The sequence below is a fragment of the Mesorhizobium sp. P2_F7 genome (genome assembly GCF_056403695.1).
Genome location: NZ_JBFUFA010000027.1, coordinates 1 through 15,165 on the forward strand (window position 1 = coordinate 1; position 15,165 = coordinate 15,165).

The following is a 15,165-nucleotide window of genomic DNA, read 5'->3' on the forward strand; positions in this document are numbered from 1 at the left end:
GCGTGCTGACGGCCTTTTGGAGCACAAAGAAGGACGGCTTGTCATTCTGAACTGGGACGCCTTATGCGAGATGGCAGACTTCGACCCCGGGTACCTAAACCTGCGAGACCCACACTATCTGGATGTAACGCCAGTCACAGTCGGTTAGCATCGGCCTATTGCGAGGCACGCGTCGGCCCGACTTTTGCTCGCAGCGGCGTCTCGATGAAGGAAGCGCGGGCCCGACTGTCTTACTGGACCAGTCGGCAGCGGGAGGAGATGCGCCGCACCGCTGCCCCCATCTAACTTCGCGGCATTTAGGCAGTTCCATGGGGCAACAAAATGCCCGCGGGCTTGAGGGCCAGCGGGCAATCAGTCTGGAGTAGCCGAAATAGCCGGCGCGAGTTCAACGAACGTTGAAGATGTCGGTTGCAACCTCGCTCTCGTCGCTCTCAGGGGTCCAGCGAGGACGAGTTGTTGCCTGAGCCGCGCGGTACTCGAACACTGCCGCGCCACAAAAGGATGCGCGTGGTTGGTAAATGGAACATTAAGGCACGCTAAATAAGCCAACGCGAAAAAGGCCCGCCGAATGCGGAAACAGGCGGGCAAGTCTTCTGGAGTGTGCCGGGGGAGCCTGGCCCGGCAATTTGTCAATGAGCGGCGGAAGGTTTGGTTGCGGTGCATTCAAATGAAATGCCCGCGCTCGCCAGGGCGTAGGCGGCGCGGGCCTGACCATGATGTTTGGGCTCTGTTGGTCCCCCAGCACGGACCGCTGAAAGAACGGGCTGGGAAACGGCATAACAGCTTCCTTGGAACGAAGTTCCTGCCATTTGCAAAAAAGCCCGGTCGCGAACTGACGGGTCTAATCCTGCTTACTGTCGCGGGATCGGCGCGGCCGGCCATCCGCCTCCGGCGCGATCATTTCACCATCAATGATGAATGACTTTGCCGGCAGCTTTTCCGCGGCATTGACGATCGGCCAGAACCGCTTGGACCAGTCGTGGCCGTTCGCGGACGTTGTCTCTGCCTACGTTAGCAATAATCCGTTGCCAGTTAACAGTCTGCCCGACATGATTGCATCTGTGCACGCTTCAGTGTCGGGTCTGAGCGGCCAAATCCCGCCGCAGGCCGAGCCCAAGGAGCCCGCGGTGAATCCTAAGCGGTCGGTAACGCCAAATTTCATTTACTGCCTTGAGCATGGAAAAAAGTTCAAATCACTCCGGCGCCATTTGATGGCCGAACACAGCATGACGCCTGAGGCCTATCGCGCCAAATGGGACCTCCCCGGCAGTTACCCTGTGACAGCGCCCTAGCTATTCCGAAAAACGATCGGAATTGGCAAAGGCTGCGGGCTTGGGCAAAGACCAGCGCCGCAGGAGAAGCCACAGCGCTAGGCGAGAGCTAAGGGCTGCCCGGCCAAGCACACATGACGTTGCGTCAAGACTCGACTATGTCTTGAGGCGCGGCGGACCTCTATCCCGCCAGGCCGGCGCTCCACAGACTTCTCCCAGCTTTGGCGCCGGCCATTTTCGTTTCCGCCAAAAAGCATCAAGCTCCCTCAGACCGGCCGGGCGCCGCGCGGGGTTCTCCCTGTGGGAATTACTCAAAGTGTTTGCAACCAACCATCGAGAGTTGCGTAGGTAATCGGTCGATCTCTCCATGGGTGTAGCCGCGAGAAGTGCAAAAAGCCCGTCGCTGACGCTCATTAGCTGCGACGGGCTTTTTCGTTCGACCGCTCTTGCCGTTCAATCTGGCATGTAAGATTATAGTCCTGTTGCGGCGAACCCCTTCAACGGAGATCGCTAACATGGCTAGGACTAAACCCTCACAACAGCTTTCCCAGGAACAAATCGACCGCTTTCTGGTGGCAGCAGAAGCTTTGCACAAGAGCATCATCGGCCCGCTTCTCGCGTATCACAGCGAGCACGATCGCGCCCTTCGTGAGGTGCATGAGCCGCTGCTGAAGTCGATCTAGACAATCACCGGCAAGCGGGCGCCGTTCATCCAGTGGAACGGGACAGGGCCGGCTCAACGGCGAGGGAACGCCTGTGGATAGTAACCCACTGTTCACCATAGCAGCAGTCCTTCTCGGCTCTCACCCTTCGCGCCACAAACGACTCGGATAGCTTGACTTGCGCGGGACCCCAACCCCGCATTGGCCGGCGCGCTACGCCCATCAACCCCACCACGGCGCCGGCCATCTTTCCTTTCCGGCATGACAAAAGGAGGGCCGCCGCCGGCTCCCCTCCAGTATTTTAGAAATCGCGCAAGCAGTCGGGCCGTTCTCACGTCCATTTGACTTCGCAAATCGAGGCGAGCCATTAACAGCGGGCGATGGAAGACAACCTAGGCAATGGCGGAAGCGCCTTTGATTGCCCCATGATCGTTGTCTCGTTTTGGCCGCCCTAGGCCTTATCATTATCATACTCGCGGGAGTTCGTTGAATGAGGCCCCCGCCTGGGTCCGGTCCATTCGCCTACGGCTAGATAGTGCCAGTTCTTATGATCCATTCCAGCAAGTTGGAATCGTCATGGCCATCCGTAAAATTGCGGATCAAAAGCGCAGCCTCATCTCGCGATCAGTCCTCTGGGATGTTCTTTTCGATGACGGATTTTACGAAGGCGCCGCGCAGGACATTGCAGTCGGAAGCCGATACACTTCGCTGGGTCATGATGCCGACCTCCCTATCGCGGCGGAAGCGCAAAGAACTCTCGGGCACTGAGCCAATACGTCGTCGCCGGTGACCTTGGGGATCTAATCCGCTCAGAAGTGGCTTCAACCAGGACTCCCTATACGTCCTTAACCAATCGTTGCCGATCGTTTCGGAGCGCTAATTTCCGTGGGCGGGATCTTATATCGCAGTGGTCGGCGGGGTTTTCATTGTTGTCTAACCGGCAATTTCCATTTTTCACGCTTGAAAGGAGTCGAACGATCCACGAGCCGGCCCGGTCGCCCCGAACAGGGACGGTACGACCTGCCACCAACCATGTCGGGCCCGCTAATGGCCTTACCGCCCAGACGTGTTCATGCTTTGCCTTTTTTGCTCGAAGAGCGCGAGCTTGGCCGGATAGCCAAGCCTGATCTTCGCGTCACATCGGTCGCAGTTGAAGTTCGATATCACCTTGAACCACGAGCCCTTCTTCACCATCACATGGGAACAGTTGGGGCACTCAAATTCCAGGTAGTCGTGGTTCAACTCATTCGAAATTGGCATGAGCGACCTCCCCAATACAACGATGTGACGACACTGCCGAACGTGGCGCCTTCACAAATGTTCCGTGGTCCCGACCTGAGCACACTAGGCTCAGACCTAGGTCCTAAACTCAGACAAAAAGTCCGAAAAGTGGAACGCTAGGGAACGGTTGGCCAACAGGTGAATTGATTGGCGACCGTCGATTGAACTCCCCCTCATCGACCGCCTTTGGTTCCGCCGCCTTCCTACATTGCGAGGGCGGCGGAACATTTTTGCAGTAGCCCTATCGCGCCCCTGGACGGATGAAGATGATGAATAACGCCGAAGTTTCGCCAGCCCTCGGTACCCGCGTGGCCTCTCTCAGAGCCAGGATGCGCAGCGCGCGCATCACAGAAGCTGATATGGAGGTCTTTCAGAAGGTCGCAACCATTATGGGAGGCGATAGGAAGGCCCGATTGTCGTCGAGCAATTGCCAGCCGTGATCGGCTGGGGACTACCTGTGGGTAACCTCACGAGGACGCGTTCTGGCGGTCGCCAGTGGCTTGCTGGACGAGAGTTAGCCCGCGCAGATCAGGTACAACAGCACGCCCAAAACGGCAGCGAGAGAGGCCCCGCCTATGAGCATTGACCGCCGCTGTCGTTTGACGCGAGGGGACGGCTTATCAACCTTTAAGACCGCGTTGATGAACGCCGACTTCGCCGCGTCGGCAGCCTTGGTCAGCTTGGCAGCATCATAGGCGCTGGATCGGCGTCGGCCGTCCTCTGCGAACCGATCGCTTTTCGGATAGGCCGTTTTGGACTTCTGAGGATTCTGCTTCCTCATCCGCATCTCCAGAGTATATATTAGCAATCCCTTGCATTTCGAAAAGAGCCACGCGCGGCGCGTTTCCGGATGGGTGGGCATTGAGGATTCCTATGTGAAAAGGTCGTGGGAGGATTTGCTGATTGCGCCGGCAAGCCCATAGTCGCCGCTATGGTGTCGGGGCATGTTGAATTGGCGTTGTTTGAGCAGACGTTCGCCAGTCCAAACGGCATGAATCAGCCGTTTCGTGATCGGGTGTCTGACGCTGCAGAGAAAACCGACGGGTCGGTTCTATTCGACGTCCGCGTTGACGGCGAAGTGGACGTTCAGCGGATGGCGGCGATCGGGTACGGCACTACCGGGACAGCGATCATTGTAATGGGCAAGGACGGACAGCTTAGATGCGCGTCAGTAGACGGCGAAACACGTTTTCTGGTGGAAGAGCTTGCCGCGTGGTACGCGTCTCCACTTAGTGAGCAAGCGCACGTTGCCTATCACGGAACCGCGGTGATCTTGCTCGAGAAGCTTCGCAGCGCGGGGCACCTCGTCGGTCAGTAGAGGCCTAGCTATGAATCGCGCCGAGGCGATGACGTATTCACAGCTTGCACCGTTGGTATCGTCTCATGGGTTACCGCGATCCAGCTACGGACGGGTCAGCTTTACGTTGACAGCCTCGATAAAGCCGGCAGTCTTGAACCCACATCCACACCCCGAAGGCCGCCATAGCGGGGCACTCAATGTCAAATCCAGATCTCGCCTCTCGTCGGGTATCTTCATCGGTGAACTGCCGAAAAGTCGTTAAGGACTCCTAATCTGGAACGCTTACCCAGGTTCCTTCAGAGATACGATTTTCGGCCAACCGACTAGGCCTAGCGCCCGATGATCCGGTCTATCAAGACTTGATCCGGCTCGACGCCGGTGAATTCTTGACAGAGCAATTTGGCGTATTCGGCCCAACGCTCTTCCGCCAGGTTTGTCTCTCGTACTGATCGTCTGAATGCCTCGCGGACAATGTCGAAGGCAAAGGCTGAAATGTGTCCGTCCTCATGGCTCTGGTCCATGACTGCAACCCCCGAGAATGGGCGGGAGCTTTGCGAACTCACCAAGCGCCGACGCCCACAACTGCCAGTCGGCGACTATCCAATTTTATTCCTGCTGTGCAGGGGATCAACGGGATTCACTGTACGCTTTTTACCAACCGTTGCCGGCCTTTTAGCGAGCGCTAAATCCGCCCCAGCGGAGACCCGTACTCCGCAATGGCCGGCGCGAGTTTCACTGTTGTCTCACCGGGCAATGTCGCGTCGGCCATCCTTGGAAATGGTCAGGGACAGGAACATGTCAAAGCGGCAAGGAACGCTAGACTTGAACCCAGAAGGTCGACTCTATCTGGTAGAGTTTTTCGCGGAAAGTCCGGCCTTTCGTTGAAAGCCGCCAAGGTCATACTTCATGCCAATAGGCAATCGCAAATGGCATGCGACGCAGCGGCGCGGGCCTTCCTCGCGGCGCTTAAGTTGCGGGGCCGCTCCTAGACGTGGGAATCCGGGGAGCTGCTGCCGCGGGAACGGTGCTCTGCTTCGACTTCAAAGTTTAGAGAGGCCTGCAACACAAGGGTGCCGCCGTCATCGCGCACCTTGATCATCAGCCTGTGACGATCGCCATCCGGCAGGCTGTCCTTGATCATTTCAACAAGGGCGCGGATGGCCTCTTCCTTTACTCTATCGAAGGTATCACACTCGGTTCCCTGATCATCAGGATAGACCGTGCCGTTGTCGTCGACGTCGAAGTAATACAAGGCCATTTACCCAACTCGCCTCTATAGTTCTGGTTCCCGTTGAGCGCCAGTCTGGGGCTGCATCTCGATTTTCCCAACGAGCCTTCTGTATTCCGCTTCCGGTCCCCCATAGCCACCGTTAGCGAGCGCAATCAGGCCCTCACGGTCGCGAATGATCACTTCCCCGCGCCGAGACTGTATCAGCCCGCGGCCCTCAATCACTTGCAGGGCGACCGTGACGCCAGGGCGCCTCACGCCAAGCATCACTGCCAGATATTCGTGGGTAATGACAAGGCGATTGCCGACAACGCGGTCGTCACACATCAGCAGCCATCGGGCCAAGCGTTCCTCGATTTTGCACCGCGCGTTGATCAAAGCGGTGTAGGTGGCTTGGATGTGAAAGGCGTGGACGTAGCGCATCAGTAAAGGCCGGAGGGTGCCGCTCGTGTCTAAAGCCGTCTTGAACTGCGAAGCGTCGATCACCAGCGCCTCGCTGGGGATCTGAATGAAGCAATCATGCGGGGCACGGTCATCGCCCATGACGAGAGCCGAGCCAGTCATGCCCTCAAAACCGATGACGCCGACTTCTGCCCCCGCTCCCAAATTCTTCTTTGCCACTACCGAGGCAAGGCCGCTGCAAGGGAAATAAACAAGCTCGATCTTATGCCCGGCCTTTTCGAGCGGCGTGTGCAGTTCGAGGAAGGTTTCGCGAAGGTGCGGCTTGAGACCATCCAGATCAGCGGGATCAAAACGCCGCAGAAGCGCGTTTCTGGTTGTGTCCAAATGCAGGTCCATAGAGCTCGCTCCCCGCGAGATTGCGTGTTCCCTCCGCCGTGGCGGTCCCAAGATCGTAGTTGGGCGAGGAATAGCGGAAAGTGGCAGAGTCTGTCTGCCCTTCGTACGAAACCGACAATTCGATACGTGCTGTCAGTTCGTGGGCTGAGTTTTGCGAGCAACCATGCGCGCTTCCCTCACGATCGAAGCGCGGTCAAAACCGATCAGCTAGATGATTTCCCTGATCTGCTGTTCCGTGGCGCCCGTCTCGCGGACGAGAGCCTGAACGGCTTGTTCGCTCAGTTTTGAATCGGACGACAATTCTCCGGCCTCCATTTGGGGCAGGAGTGCGGTGGCCGCTCCCAAGCGTCGGCGCCCTTCTGTTGGCCGACGACTATTTCACTGTACGCTTTCGAACAAATGTTGGCTATAAGCGTTTTAGAAGATCATCATTTTCCAAGGTCGAAGCCGTGAAGGTCTACCGTGTCGAACAAAAGGCGAGCGACGCGGTCCGGTCCACACAAATGGTGGAAGCTCCGACACCCTTCGAGGCCGCTTCGAAGGCTATTGGAAGAACTGTTACCTTGCGAAGGTCGGAGACAGACTGGGTGGTGTGACCGACATCACACACAACCCAAGAGCCAATAAGCGCCGGACGACCGTTTTCGAATACCATGGCCTGGGAAAATCGCCTGCCAGTAGTCGATAAGAGATCCGCACTCACCTGCGGGCGCTGCGATGGCTATTCCGCGAGCAACATCCGTTAGTTATCTTCCCAAAAATCAAGCAGCTTCGCATGGCGAAGTTTCTCTTCGCTCTTCAGGGTCTTCATCCGACCGACAAGCCCTGGCTTCAGCCATTCGGTCTTTTCCTTCTTGTGACCTTTTGGCACCGGCCCGCTTACCTTCCCCTGTACGCGATCCCATAGCGCTTGCCGCTAACCGCTCAACGGCATCTCAATGGATCGTGGAATAGTGGGTTGGCTTTGCCGGCCAGGCGAGTGAATTGTTGTGCTAACGCTTGCGCAAGAAAACCGGTACGACGTGGTGAAAAGCGATGCCTTCATCGCGGTGTTCACCCCCGGCAATCGCTGCAAACCATGCTGCTGCAGCGCCAAGCGCGGATCCTGCAGCAGTCGCGAAGCTAAAGATGGCAGTTATGTGGGCTGAAAGCCGCACTGTGGTTTCGTCGAGTTGCGCGTCGGGGCCATTGAGCACGGCGGGGGCGCCGTGCTCAATCATTGCCAAGAAAAACGCTGCTCCAAGTGTCGCAAGGGCCCAGACTGCAATGCCGTGTATCCCATCCCGGAACTCGCTTTCAATTTGGTTGCTGTCTTGCCAGCGCGTGCGCATGCGTCCAGCTACATAACCGCCGGCTCCGGAACTTGCCACAGCAACGATAACTACCCACAGCCCGGCTACCAGTACATTCCAGGATGCGCCACCGTTGGGAAGATTTGGAGAACCCAGCGCCACACCAGCGCTCGACCCGAATTGCAGAAGAACCACCGAAATCGCGCAGGCGATCACACCTCCGCCAAATATGCCTCCCCACTCTAGGTAGGACGATGTAGCCACTTTTGGGGTCTCTGCAGCGCTCTCGATTGGGGCTATTTTGGCCATGATCTTACCGAAGTCCAAAAAAGGACAGAATGAACAAAACGATCACGACGAGGCCAACAAGATAGATTATTCCGTTCACGGCATCCTCCTCCTGATTGCGGATCCAAATACAACGTGCCTGTGATGTTTTGGTTGCAAAAGAGCCCGGTGCGGAAATCTGGAGGTTGACGATAAGTGGAAATACCGCCGGAGATCGGCATTGGAGCGGAGGCCTTACTTCTGCGGCCAGTGCTGGACGCGGGTGCAAGGAATGAGAATGTGTCTCCCTGTGTTTGATGGCGGATCTGCTGGGTGCCGAGGCTGGTGTGAAATCAAGCAATCTTGCTTCCGCCGATCGACGCAAGTGTGTGATCCATGATCTTAGATGCAACCCTTGGAGGGTATATCGCCCGGGACATGGATTGAGAGCGTTTGCAGGGTGCCATTGCTCAAAACGCTATAGCGTCGCAGGAGCCCCTCAACCACCAAGCAACAGCGGCTGGGTTCGTCCCCTTCACGATAGAGATCGCTTTTGCGGACCGCTCTCGTCGGTTGGAAATTTCCACGTCTCGCGAGCACGTAAGGTCTCGTAGCGACCCTGAACGGTTATGGAGGCACCTACAAAAGCGGGTGGCGATCCGAAAATCGCCACCCATTTCCTCGACATGAATATAGGGGAACGTTTCCCCTGCGGCTACTTTGGCTTTTGAGATAGAACAGGCTGCATCACGCTATTTCGATAGGCGTCACCTAGGGCGCGCCGCCGAACCAAAGCGGCTGAAAATTCAAGAAACAGACTTTGCAGTTGTTTGTAGATACGCATGGCAATCTCCCTACAATGCGCAAGGCCTCGAAGCTACTGCCCCAGGCCATTGGAGAATGGTTAAGCCGCCTGGCTGGCTGCGCGTTCGTTCACTCCCGCCTCGCCGAGCGCCGTGAGGGCGTCGTCAGTAGCCTTTTCCTCTTCGAGGGTCGCATCGAGCAGCTCAATCACATCCTCCTTACCTAAGGCAGCCGCCCAAGCGATCAGAGTTCCATACCTAGCGATTTCGTAGTGCTCTACCGCCTGCGCGGCCCCGACCAGACCAGCATCCAACGAGTGCGAACCCTTATATTCCTCAAGGATTTCGGACCCTTCCTCGAGGATGCCATCAATGGCGGGGCAGGTTTTGCCGCGTGCTGGAACGCCGAGAAGTTCGAAGACTTCCTCCAAGCGCTCAACCTGCCCCTCCGTCTCTGCAATATGTTTCTGGAAGGCGGCTGAGACTTGCTCGTCATATGCTCCTTTGGCCATCTTTGGCAGAGCTTTCAGAATTTTCTTCTCGGCGTAATAGATGTCTTTTAGTCCGTCCAGGAGAAGGTCCTCCAGGTCCTTATTGTTGCCATTGGCTTTTTTTGGCGTGGCCATGTGCAGTCTCCTTTGTTCAAAAACGCCCACAATGAGCGATTCCGAAACTTCGAAAAATGCGCCGAGTTCCGTAAGGAAGGAGATTTCAAGTTGCACCTGGTCACCCCGGGAAACACGACGCTTTGTGACCGCTAGAGACCGGACGGCGGCCATAGCCCCGCCGATCACTCAGACATTGCGATTTTCGTTTTTGGGCGCGCGCCCATGCGGTCTCAAGCCCAGCCTTCGCTTGCGCTCGGCGTCTGGAAATTATGTAGTGGCTAGCCGTCTCTCTCGCCCTTTTATCGACAGGGTTGGGAACATGCGGGCGCAACGAATTTTAAGGCGCTGATATTTGGGAGCGCCAAAATGAGGTTCGTTGCGATCATGGACCAGACCCACCGATGGCTGGACTTCGACACAACAGCCGTGGACACGCCCAGTCCATGCCGGCGCCAAAGACGGTGAGGTGGCGCTGCGAAAGATGTATGTGGCGACCGCCCGCCGAACTGCTGGTAGAGTTGCAAACCCGGCGCTGTGTTGTTCGATCCGCCTGCGGCAGCACAATCAATTATTTGCGCACATGCAAGGGGCCCATTTCGGAATCATTGGGAACCCCCTTTTGCCTGAGAAACCTAGTGCTGTGGGCGGCGAAAACGAGCCCGCTGCCGCGTGCTGGCGAGGTGATGCTCGCTGACGAAAATCAGGGGCGCCGAAGCGCCCCTTCGAGAGTCTACCAAACCTTGCCTCGAGTACTAGTCGTCGACGTCTCGCCGGACCCGGTCCTTCTCGATGCCACCCTTGCCCAAGTAAAGCGGGATTGAAGGGCAACGTGGCGCTCACGGCCTCCCTGATTGGAACCTGTGAAGGTCGGCTTCGTTGGCTGAAGTCATGGCAAAAATTGATGCGAGTACAGTTGCCGGTCTTTTGAGGGAATACGCGCAACGAAGGTCTATGCGCGGCGACGATCCCTATCGCACAACGGCATACGTGCGTGCGGCTGACAGTCTGACCGCGCTGTCGCAGCCGCTCGATCGGATCATCGCCGCCGGCGCCCTTACAAAGATCCCGGGGATCGGTGACGCGATCGCTGACATTGTGACCAAGCTTTACCACACCGGCACGCACCCAACCCTTGAAAAGCTGCGCGAGGATGTTCCAGCGGGCGTTATGGAGTTGTTTGCCATACCCGGGCTTCGTCCCGATAAGATACTCAAGCTCCATCAGGCGCTCGGCGTGAACTCGCTTGCGGAACTTGAGGCCGCAGCAAGAGAAGACCGCATACGCGCGGTAAAAGGCCTCGGCGCCGCGCTTCAGACAAAGCTCCTGCAGAACCTGGCCATGGTGCGAAGCGGCGAAACGCAACTTCACCTGCACAAGGCCGCCGCTCTTCTCGAACATGCGGTCATATCGATTAAGCAAGAGCATCCAGAGTTTTCGCGCGTCGAAATCGCAGGTGACTTCCGGCGTGGTTGCGAACTCGTCTCCGACCTCGCCCTGGTAGCGCAGGGCAGCAAGTTGACTAGTATCGAGATACGAGTCTCAGGCTTGTTGTCACGGACAAGAAGCATTTTGGCGCGAGCCTGCTCGAAGCAACCGGTTCGGCAGACCACCTTGAGCAACTGAAGTCGTTCGCGGCCGACATGGGATTCACCCTGAATGCCGACGGGCTTCATAGCGGGAGAAAGCTGATCGCGTCGGCGACAGAAGAAGAAATCTACCAAGCGGTAGGCTTGCAGTTCATAGAGCCTGAATTGCGTGAAGGCAGGGGCGAGATTGAGCGAGCGGCAAAGCACAAGCTACCCGCCCTCATTCGGGACGAAGATCTGCATGGCATCCTGCATTCTCACACGACCGCATCGGATGGCACTGAAACGCTTGAAGCAATGGCTGAAGCCACCTGCAAGCGCGGTTTCGAATACTACGGCGTGGCAGATCATTCTCAGTCCGCCCACTACGCAGGCGGCCTTTCGCCGCAGGAGATTGCTGAACAGCACCGCGAAGCTGACCGGCTGAACAAGGCATACAAGGGAAAATTTCGGATACTGAAGGGCATCGAGGCGGACATTCTGGCGGATGGCTCGCTCGACTACCCGAATGATATCTTGGAGCAGTTCGATTTCGTCATCGCAAGTGTGCACAGCCGCTTCAACTTGCCCAAGAAGGAACAGACGGAGCGTATCATTGAAGCGATCCGAAATCCTAGTACGACAATCATCGGTCACATGACAGGTCGCCAACTGTTGCGCCGGCCCGGTTATGATCTCGACGTCGACAAAGTCCTCAAGGCGTGTGCGAAACACGGCGTTGCTGTCGAAATCAACGCACATCCGTGGCGACTCGACCTCGACTGGCGCTGGCATCAAAAGGCACTCGATCATGGCTGCATCTTCAGCATCAATCCGGACGCTCATTCGATCCGGGAGCTCGACCACATGCATTGGGGTGTCGAGATGGCGCGTAAGGGCGGTGTCCCTGCCAAGCGGATCCTGAATGCGATGCGTTCGACGGCCCTCCTTGCGCATCTCGCACGGCGCAGGCAAACGGCCTAACCTGCTGGAGCACCCGGCCTATCAGCGCAGGAGTCCGTCATTCTCAAAATCCTCCCAGCCGCGCAAACTGGAGTGCGAGTTCTCATCGCGGACAGTTGAAACTGAAGTTTCGCCGCTTCTTTGCGCACGTTTCATAGCGGCCTTCCCTGCGGCGCGCCGCCTATTCTCTGCGGCTGTCGCGGCGTCCTGTTCGCGCCAGACCGTAACCAGGTCGCGGTCAAGCACATCCTCCACGTGCTGCGGGTCGAATACGTGAAAGGTGACGTTCCTTGCCCGCCCGCGAAGTTTCACCGTTTTCGTCCCCGCGCTTTGCAAGCGACCATCTTTCAACCAGCGGTGCCGTTCGGCCGTCGAGATTGTCAGAATGTCCTCGATTTCACGGGGGATAATGGGAAGGCCTTCGATCTTCTGCATTGCTTTGGCTACGATCCCGATTGCCACCTGCACATCATTCTCGCCGCCCTCGCCCTCAGCCAGGCGCAGGGTAAGCACGCGGGACTCGATATGGAGCATTTTCCTGAACTTCGTTGGAACGCGCGCGCGTATTTCGAGAAAAATACCCCTAGCTCTGACGGATGATCCAAGCGTTGCAGCCGGGGTTAAAGGCCACTCTCCAATCGGTTTCGCTGTGGCAATTGATTTTTCGTTGGACATGCCCTTTATATAGGTCACCAATCGTCGGCAGCGATGATCCGATTGCAAAGCCAACATGAGTTCGAATCCATCAGCGGTCTGAATCATGATGCCCTAAGTCGCAACGAGGATTGTTAGCGGGCGTGCTTGCAATTTCGACTAACAGGAGCGGCGGAGTTCATCAGTTTTTCCGCCTGGCGGCTTTGGGGCCGCTTGCGGACTGGCAGGTTCAGGCTGCGAGTCTTCGTGAGCGGACATAAATGGGCGCCGTGGGCATTGTCACGATCTGACCCGATCCGGACCTTCGCTTCATGACGTTCTACGGATTCGAACCAGCCTGTCGGATTGCATATCGTCGACTAAGAAGGTCATTCATCGCGCCAGTATGGATGGGAACAGCTGAATTGGCGCGAGCCAACCAGACGGCCTTTTGCGCCCAATATCGTTCCTTGGACCTGCGGATCATTCGCGGTCATGACGGGTACGACATTGTAACCCTGGTCGACAAGCTGCAGTTTCAGCTCCGCCAAGTGGCGCTTGAATCCGTTTTCGATGTAGCTGCGAGGATACCGCCATCCGTTCCTGCATGCCCGCACGAGGATGTGGGAATACAGTTCAGCGCTGGCAGATTTCACTGCTGCTTCGGAAATCAGTTTGCCGCTAGTTTGGGTGCCTTCGGACAAGCATGGCCCCGCCGACACCAACAGCACCAGTATTGCGGTCAAGACAGACAACTTTGTCATAGGGGCCCTCCGTGTTCTGAATCGACCAGGTCTGCCAAGCGAGCTGACCCTGTCGACTTGCGGAGGCTAGGATGCAGACCGGTCGGATGGAATCGTGCAAATGCAGTGTTTTCGATGTCGCATCTGTAGTATTTTCACCCTGATGTAAGGTCATCGGGTTCTGGCCACAGGTCGGCAGCGGAAGGGAAACCGGGACGATGTTTCGCGCCGTAGGCGATCCTCTCGCCGGTTTGTCGGATCGGGAGTTGCTGGTCGCGGCAAAGTTCGCGGAGGGAATGACTTATCGCGAAATCGGCGAAACACTCTTCATAGCGCCTACCACCGTTCGGACCCATCTTTCGGCCATTTATCGGAAGCTCGACGTTCGCAGCAAAGTGGCGCTTGCTGCGTTGCTTGCGGATCGCCAGCAGGACCGCAGCCAGGCACCACCGGGAAGCCTTTCGACCGACGAGTCGGGTCCGCCGGTCCTCGCGGTGCTCCCGTTCGACAATTTAGGCGGAGAAGAACGCTGGACTCGTATCGCAGATGGTTTGTCGGCGGACCTCATAGTTGATCTTGCTCGTTACCGCGACCTTGCGGTGATCGCCCGCCAGACGATGCTTACTTACAGGGGACGGCATGTTGACGTGCGAGCACTCGGACGCGAATTGAATGCTGACTATGTGATCGAAGGAAGTTTTCAAGTGGATGGGCAGCGGGTGCGCATCCGCGTCCAACTCGTCGACGCCCACACAGGGGTCGATGTTTGGACCGTGCGCTACGATCGTTCCGCCAACAACCTGTTTGCGATGCTGGACAGCGTGACCGAGAATGTCATCAATGTCCTCGCAACTTGCCACGGTCAGCTCGCCAATCTGCGACGCGATGCGGCTCGTCGGAAGCCTCCAGCAAGTTTGCAGGCTTATGATTGCTACCTGCTTGGGCTTGAGCAGAAGCACCTTTTCACCCGTGAGTCGAACAAGGAGGCGATACTGCTATTGGCGCGCGCAATCGAACTCGATCCGGGCCTTGCAAGAGCCTGGACCGCGCTTGCACTTGCGCATTCTGTGGACGCCATCAACGGGTTTACCGACGACGTTTCCAGCTCGATCGAGAGCTGGGGCAAATGTGTCAAGAAAGCGCTGGCGCTCGATCCGGCCGACATCTACGCCCGCATAATGCTTGCTGATCTTCGAGCATTGCAGGGTGATGTCGAAGCTGCTGTCGAAGAACACGACCGAGTGTTGGCTGCGGCTCCAAACGACGCTGACTCACTTGCCTTCCTTGCGGGTAGCCTTGCTCTTGTTGGCAGCGACCCGATGCGGGGATACGAACTGGCCAAGCGAGCGGTCCGGCTAAATCCTCATGTTCCCTGGTATTATGGAATGCTTGCGCGATGCAGCTACGTTCTAGGCCTTTATCGGGAAKCGCTRGTCGCGCTACGTCAATCTGCGCCAGATTCACCCGCCACACTTCTGTTTCTGGCAATGGCTCATGCGATGCTCAATGAAACGCCTCAGGTCGCCAGGATCAATTCGCGACTGAAGTCCGAGTTCCCGGACTTCACACCCGAAGTGTTTATCAGCACCTATCCGGTTACCAATCCTGTCGCCATTGCTGCGATCAGAGAAGGCGCCCGTCGCGCGGGTTTGGCGTAGCTTCATTACTGGTCAACTGGACGCGAGATAACTCGCTCGTGCCTAGGTCCTATATCGTTGCCACAAGCGGCGAATGTCCGCTGGTGGCGCGAC

The 15,165-nt window shown here is 57.2% G+C and carries 15 protein-coding genes; 6 read left to right on the plus strand and 9 right to left on the minus strand.

All coding sequences use genetic code 11. The features are described 5' to 3' along the window. Positions 1-911 precede the first annotated feature (911 nt). The gene (locus AC1DZ8_RS33030; RefSeq protein ID WP_477310510.1) at positions 912-1,292 is read left to right on the plus strand and encodes a Ros/MucR family transcriptional regulator; all 381 of its coding nucleotides are present in this window, start codon (positions 912-914) and stop codon (positions 1,290-1,292) included. Between the two features lie 494 nt (positions 1,293-1,786). Then, a complete protein-coding gene (locus AC1DZ8_RS33035) occupies positions 1,787-1,954 on the plus strand; it encodes a hypothetical protein (protein WP_477310512.1) in 168 nt (55 codons plus the stop codon). Positions 1,955-3,728: 1,774 nt separating this feature from the next. On the opposite strand, the gene AC1DZ8_RS33040 is transcribed toward AC1DZ8_RS33035, so the two are convergent. After that, positions 3,729-4,076, minus strand: a complete 348-nt coding sequence (locus tag AC1DZ8_RS33040; protein WP_477310514.1) for a hypothetical protein — start codon at positions 4,074-4,076, stop codon at positions 3,729-3,731. 69 nt (positions 4,077-4,145) lie between these two features. Between AC1DZ8_RS33040 and AC1DZ8_RS33045 the strand changes: the two genes are divergently transcribed. After that, positions 4,146-4,532, plus strand: a complete 387-nt coding sequence (locus AC1DZ8_RS33045) for a hypothetical protein (RefSeq protein WP_477310532.1) — start codon at positions 4,146-4,148, stop codon at positions 4,530-4,532. Positions 4,533-4,843: 311 nt separating this feature from the next. Here the strand turns inward: AC1DZ8_RS33045 and AC1DZ8_RS33050 are convergent, their stop codons facing one another. The 6 genes from AC1DZ8_RS33050 to AC1DZ8_RS33075 all read right to left on the minus strand — a co-directional run bounded on the left by AC1DZ8_RS33050 (position 4,844) and on the right by AC1DZ8_RS33075 (position 9,528). Then, positions 4,844-5,035: a hypothetical protein gene (locus AC1DZ8_RS33050; RefSeq protein WP_477310516.1), complete on the minus strand. Its 192-nt coding sequence runs from the start codon at positions 5,033-5,035 to the stop codon at positions 4,844-4,846. 464 nt (positions 5,036-5,499) lie between these two features. Beyond that, positions 5,500-5,772, minus strand: coding sequence for a DUF6894 family protein (locus AC1DZ8_RS33055; protein ID WP_477310518.1), 273 nt, complete (start codon positions 5,770-5,772; stop codon positions 5,500-5,502). A gap of 15 nt (positions 5,773-5,787) precedes the next feature. Further along, entirely contained in the window at positions 5,788-6,540 is a 753-nt protein-coding gene (locus tag AC1DZ8_RS33060) for a Crp/Fnr family transcriptional regulator (RefSeq protein WP_477310520.1), read from the minus strand. Positions 6,541-7,532: 992 nt separating this feature from the next. After that, on the minus strand, positions 7,533-8,141 hold the full coding sequence (locus AC1DZ8_RS33065) for a hypothetical protein (RefSeq protein WP_477310522.1): 609 nt from the start codon (positions 8,139-8,141) through the stop codon (positions 7,533-7,535). 673 nt (positions 8,142-8,814) lie between these two features. Beyond that, positions 8,815-8,943 carry a hypothetical protein gene (locus AC1DZ8_RS33070; RefSeq protein WP_352590556.1) on the minus strand — a complete coding sequence of 43 codons (129 nt, stop codon included), beginning with the start codon at positions 8,941-8,943 and terminating at the stop codon, positions 8,815-8,817. 60 nt (positions 8,944-9,003) lie between these two features. Continuing rightward, the gene (locus AC1DZ8_RS33075; RefSeq protein WP_477310534.1) at positions 9,004-9,528 is read right to left on the minus strand and encodes a YciE/YciF ferroxidase family protein; all 525 of its coding nucleotides are present in this window, start codon (positions 9,526-9,528) and stop codon (positions 9,004-9,006) included. Positions 9,529-10,386: 858 nt separating this feature from the next. Between AC1DZ8_RS33075 and AC1DZ8_RS33080 the strand changes: the two genes are divergently transcribed. Together AC1DZ8_RS33080 and AC1DZ8_RS33085 are read left to right on the plus strand one after the other, a co-directional pair. Beyond that, the gene (locus tag AC1DZ8_RS33080; RefSeq protein WP_477310524.1) at positions 10,387-11,133 is read left to right on the plus strand and encodes a helix-hairpin-helix domain-containing protein; all 747 of its coding nucleotides are present in this window, start codon (positions 10,387-10,389) and stop codon (positions 11,131-11,133) included. A 17-nt stretch (positions 11,134-11,150) separates the two neighbouring features. Next, the gene (locus AC1DZ8_RS33085; protein ID WP_477310526.1) at positions 11,151-12,059 is read left to right on the plus strand and encodes a PHP domain-containing protein; all 909 of its coding nucleotides are present in this window, start codon (positions 11,151-11,153) and stop codon (positions 12,057-12,059) included. A 21-nt stretch (positions 12,060-12,080) separates the two neighbouring features. On the opposite strand, the gene AC1DZ8_RS33090 is transcribed toward AC1DZ8_RS33085, so the two are convergent. After that, complete coding sequence (locus tag AC1DZ8_RS33090; RefSeq protein ID WP_477310536.1) at positions 12,081-12,713, minus strand: hypothetical protein; 633 nt, start codon at positions 12,711-12,713, stop codon at positions 12,081-12,083. A 347-nt stretch (positions 12,714-13,060) separates the two neighbouring features. After that, entirely contained in the window at positions 13,061-13,435 is a 375-nt protein-coding gene (locus AC1DZ8_RS33095) for a hypothetical protein (protein WP_477402385.1), read from the minus strand. Positions 13,436-13,632: 197 nt separating this feature from the next. On the opposite strand from AC1DZ8_RS33095, the gene AC1DZ8_RS33100 reads away from it, so the two are divergent. Then, a complete protein-coding gene (locus tag AC1DZ8_RS33100) occupies positions 13,633-15,072 on the plus strand; it encodes a LuxR C-terminal-related transcriptional regulator (RefSeq protein ID WP_477402387.1) in 1,440 nt (479 codons plus the stop codon). Positions 15,073-15,165 lie beyond the last annotated feature (93 nt).

What these genes read in the sequence shown, in the direction of transcription:
- AC1DZ8_RS33030 (WP_477310510.1), top strand. Translation starts at nt 912, where the DNA reads ATGATGAATGACTTTGCCGGCAGCTTTTCCGCGGCATTGACGATCGGC.
- AC1DZ8_RS33035 (WP_477310512.1), top strand. Translation starts at nt 1,787, where the DNA reads ATGGCTAGGACTAAACCCTCACAACAGCTTTCCCAGGAACAAATCGAC.
- AC1DZ8_RS33040 (WP_477310514.1), bottom strand. Translation starts at nt 4,076, where the DNA reads ATGCCCACCCATCCGGAAACGCGCCGCGCGTGGCTCTTTTCGAAATGC.
- AC1DZ8_RS33045 (WP_477310532.1), top strand. Translation starts at nt 4,146, where the DNA reads ATGGTGTCGGGGCATGTTGAATTGGCGTTGTTTGAGCAGACGTTCGCC.
- AC1DZ8_RS33050 (WP_477310516.1), bottom strand. Translation starts at nt 5,035, where the DNA reads ATGGACCAGAGCCATGAGGACGGACACATTTCAGCCTTTGCCTTCGAC.
- AC1DZ8_RS33055 (WP_477310518.1), bottom strand. Translation starts at nt 5,772, where the DNA reads ATGGCCTTGTATTACTTCGACGTCGACGACAACGGCACGGTCTATCCT.
- AC1DZ8_RS33060 (WP_477310520.1), bottom strand. Translation starts at nt 6,540, where the DNA reads ATGGACCTGCATTTGGACACAACCAGAAACGCGCTTCTGCGGCGTTTT.
- AC1DZ8_RS33065 (WP_477310522.1), bottom strand. Translation starts at nt 8,141, where the DNA reads ATGGCCAAAATAGCCCCAATCGAGAGCGCTGCAGAGACCCCAAAAGTG.
- AC1DZ8_RS33070 (WP_352590556.1), bottom strand. Translation starts at nt 8,943, where the DNA reads ATGCGTATCTACAAACAACTGCAAAGTCTGTTTCTTGAATTTTCAGCC.
- AC1DZ8_RS33075 (WP_477310534.1), bottom strand. Translation starts at nt 9,528, where the DNA reads ATGGCCACGCCAAAAAAAGCCAATGGCAACAATAAGGACCTGGAGGAC.
- AC1DZ8_RS33085 (WP_477310526.1), top strand. Translation starts at nt 11,151, where the DNA reads ATGGGATTCACCCTGAATGCCGACGGGCTTCATAGCGGGAGAAAGCTG.
- AC1DZ8_RS33090 (WP_477310536.1), bottom strand. Translation starts at nt 12,713, where the DNA reads ATGTCCAACGAAAAATCAATTGCCACAGCGAAACCGATTGGAGAGTGG.
- AC1DZ8_RS33095 (WP_477402385.1), bottom strand. Translation starts at nt 13,435, where the DNA reads ATGACAAAGTTGTCTGTCTTGACCGCAATACTGGTGCTGTTGGTGTCG.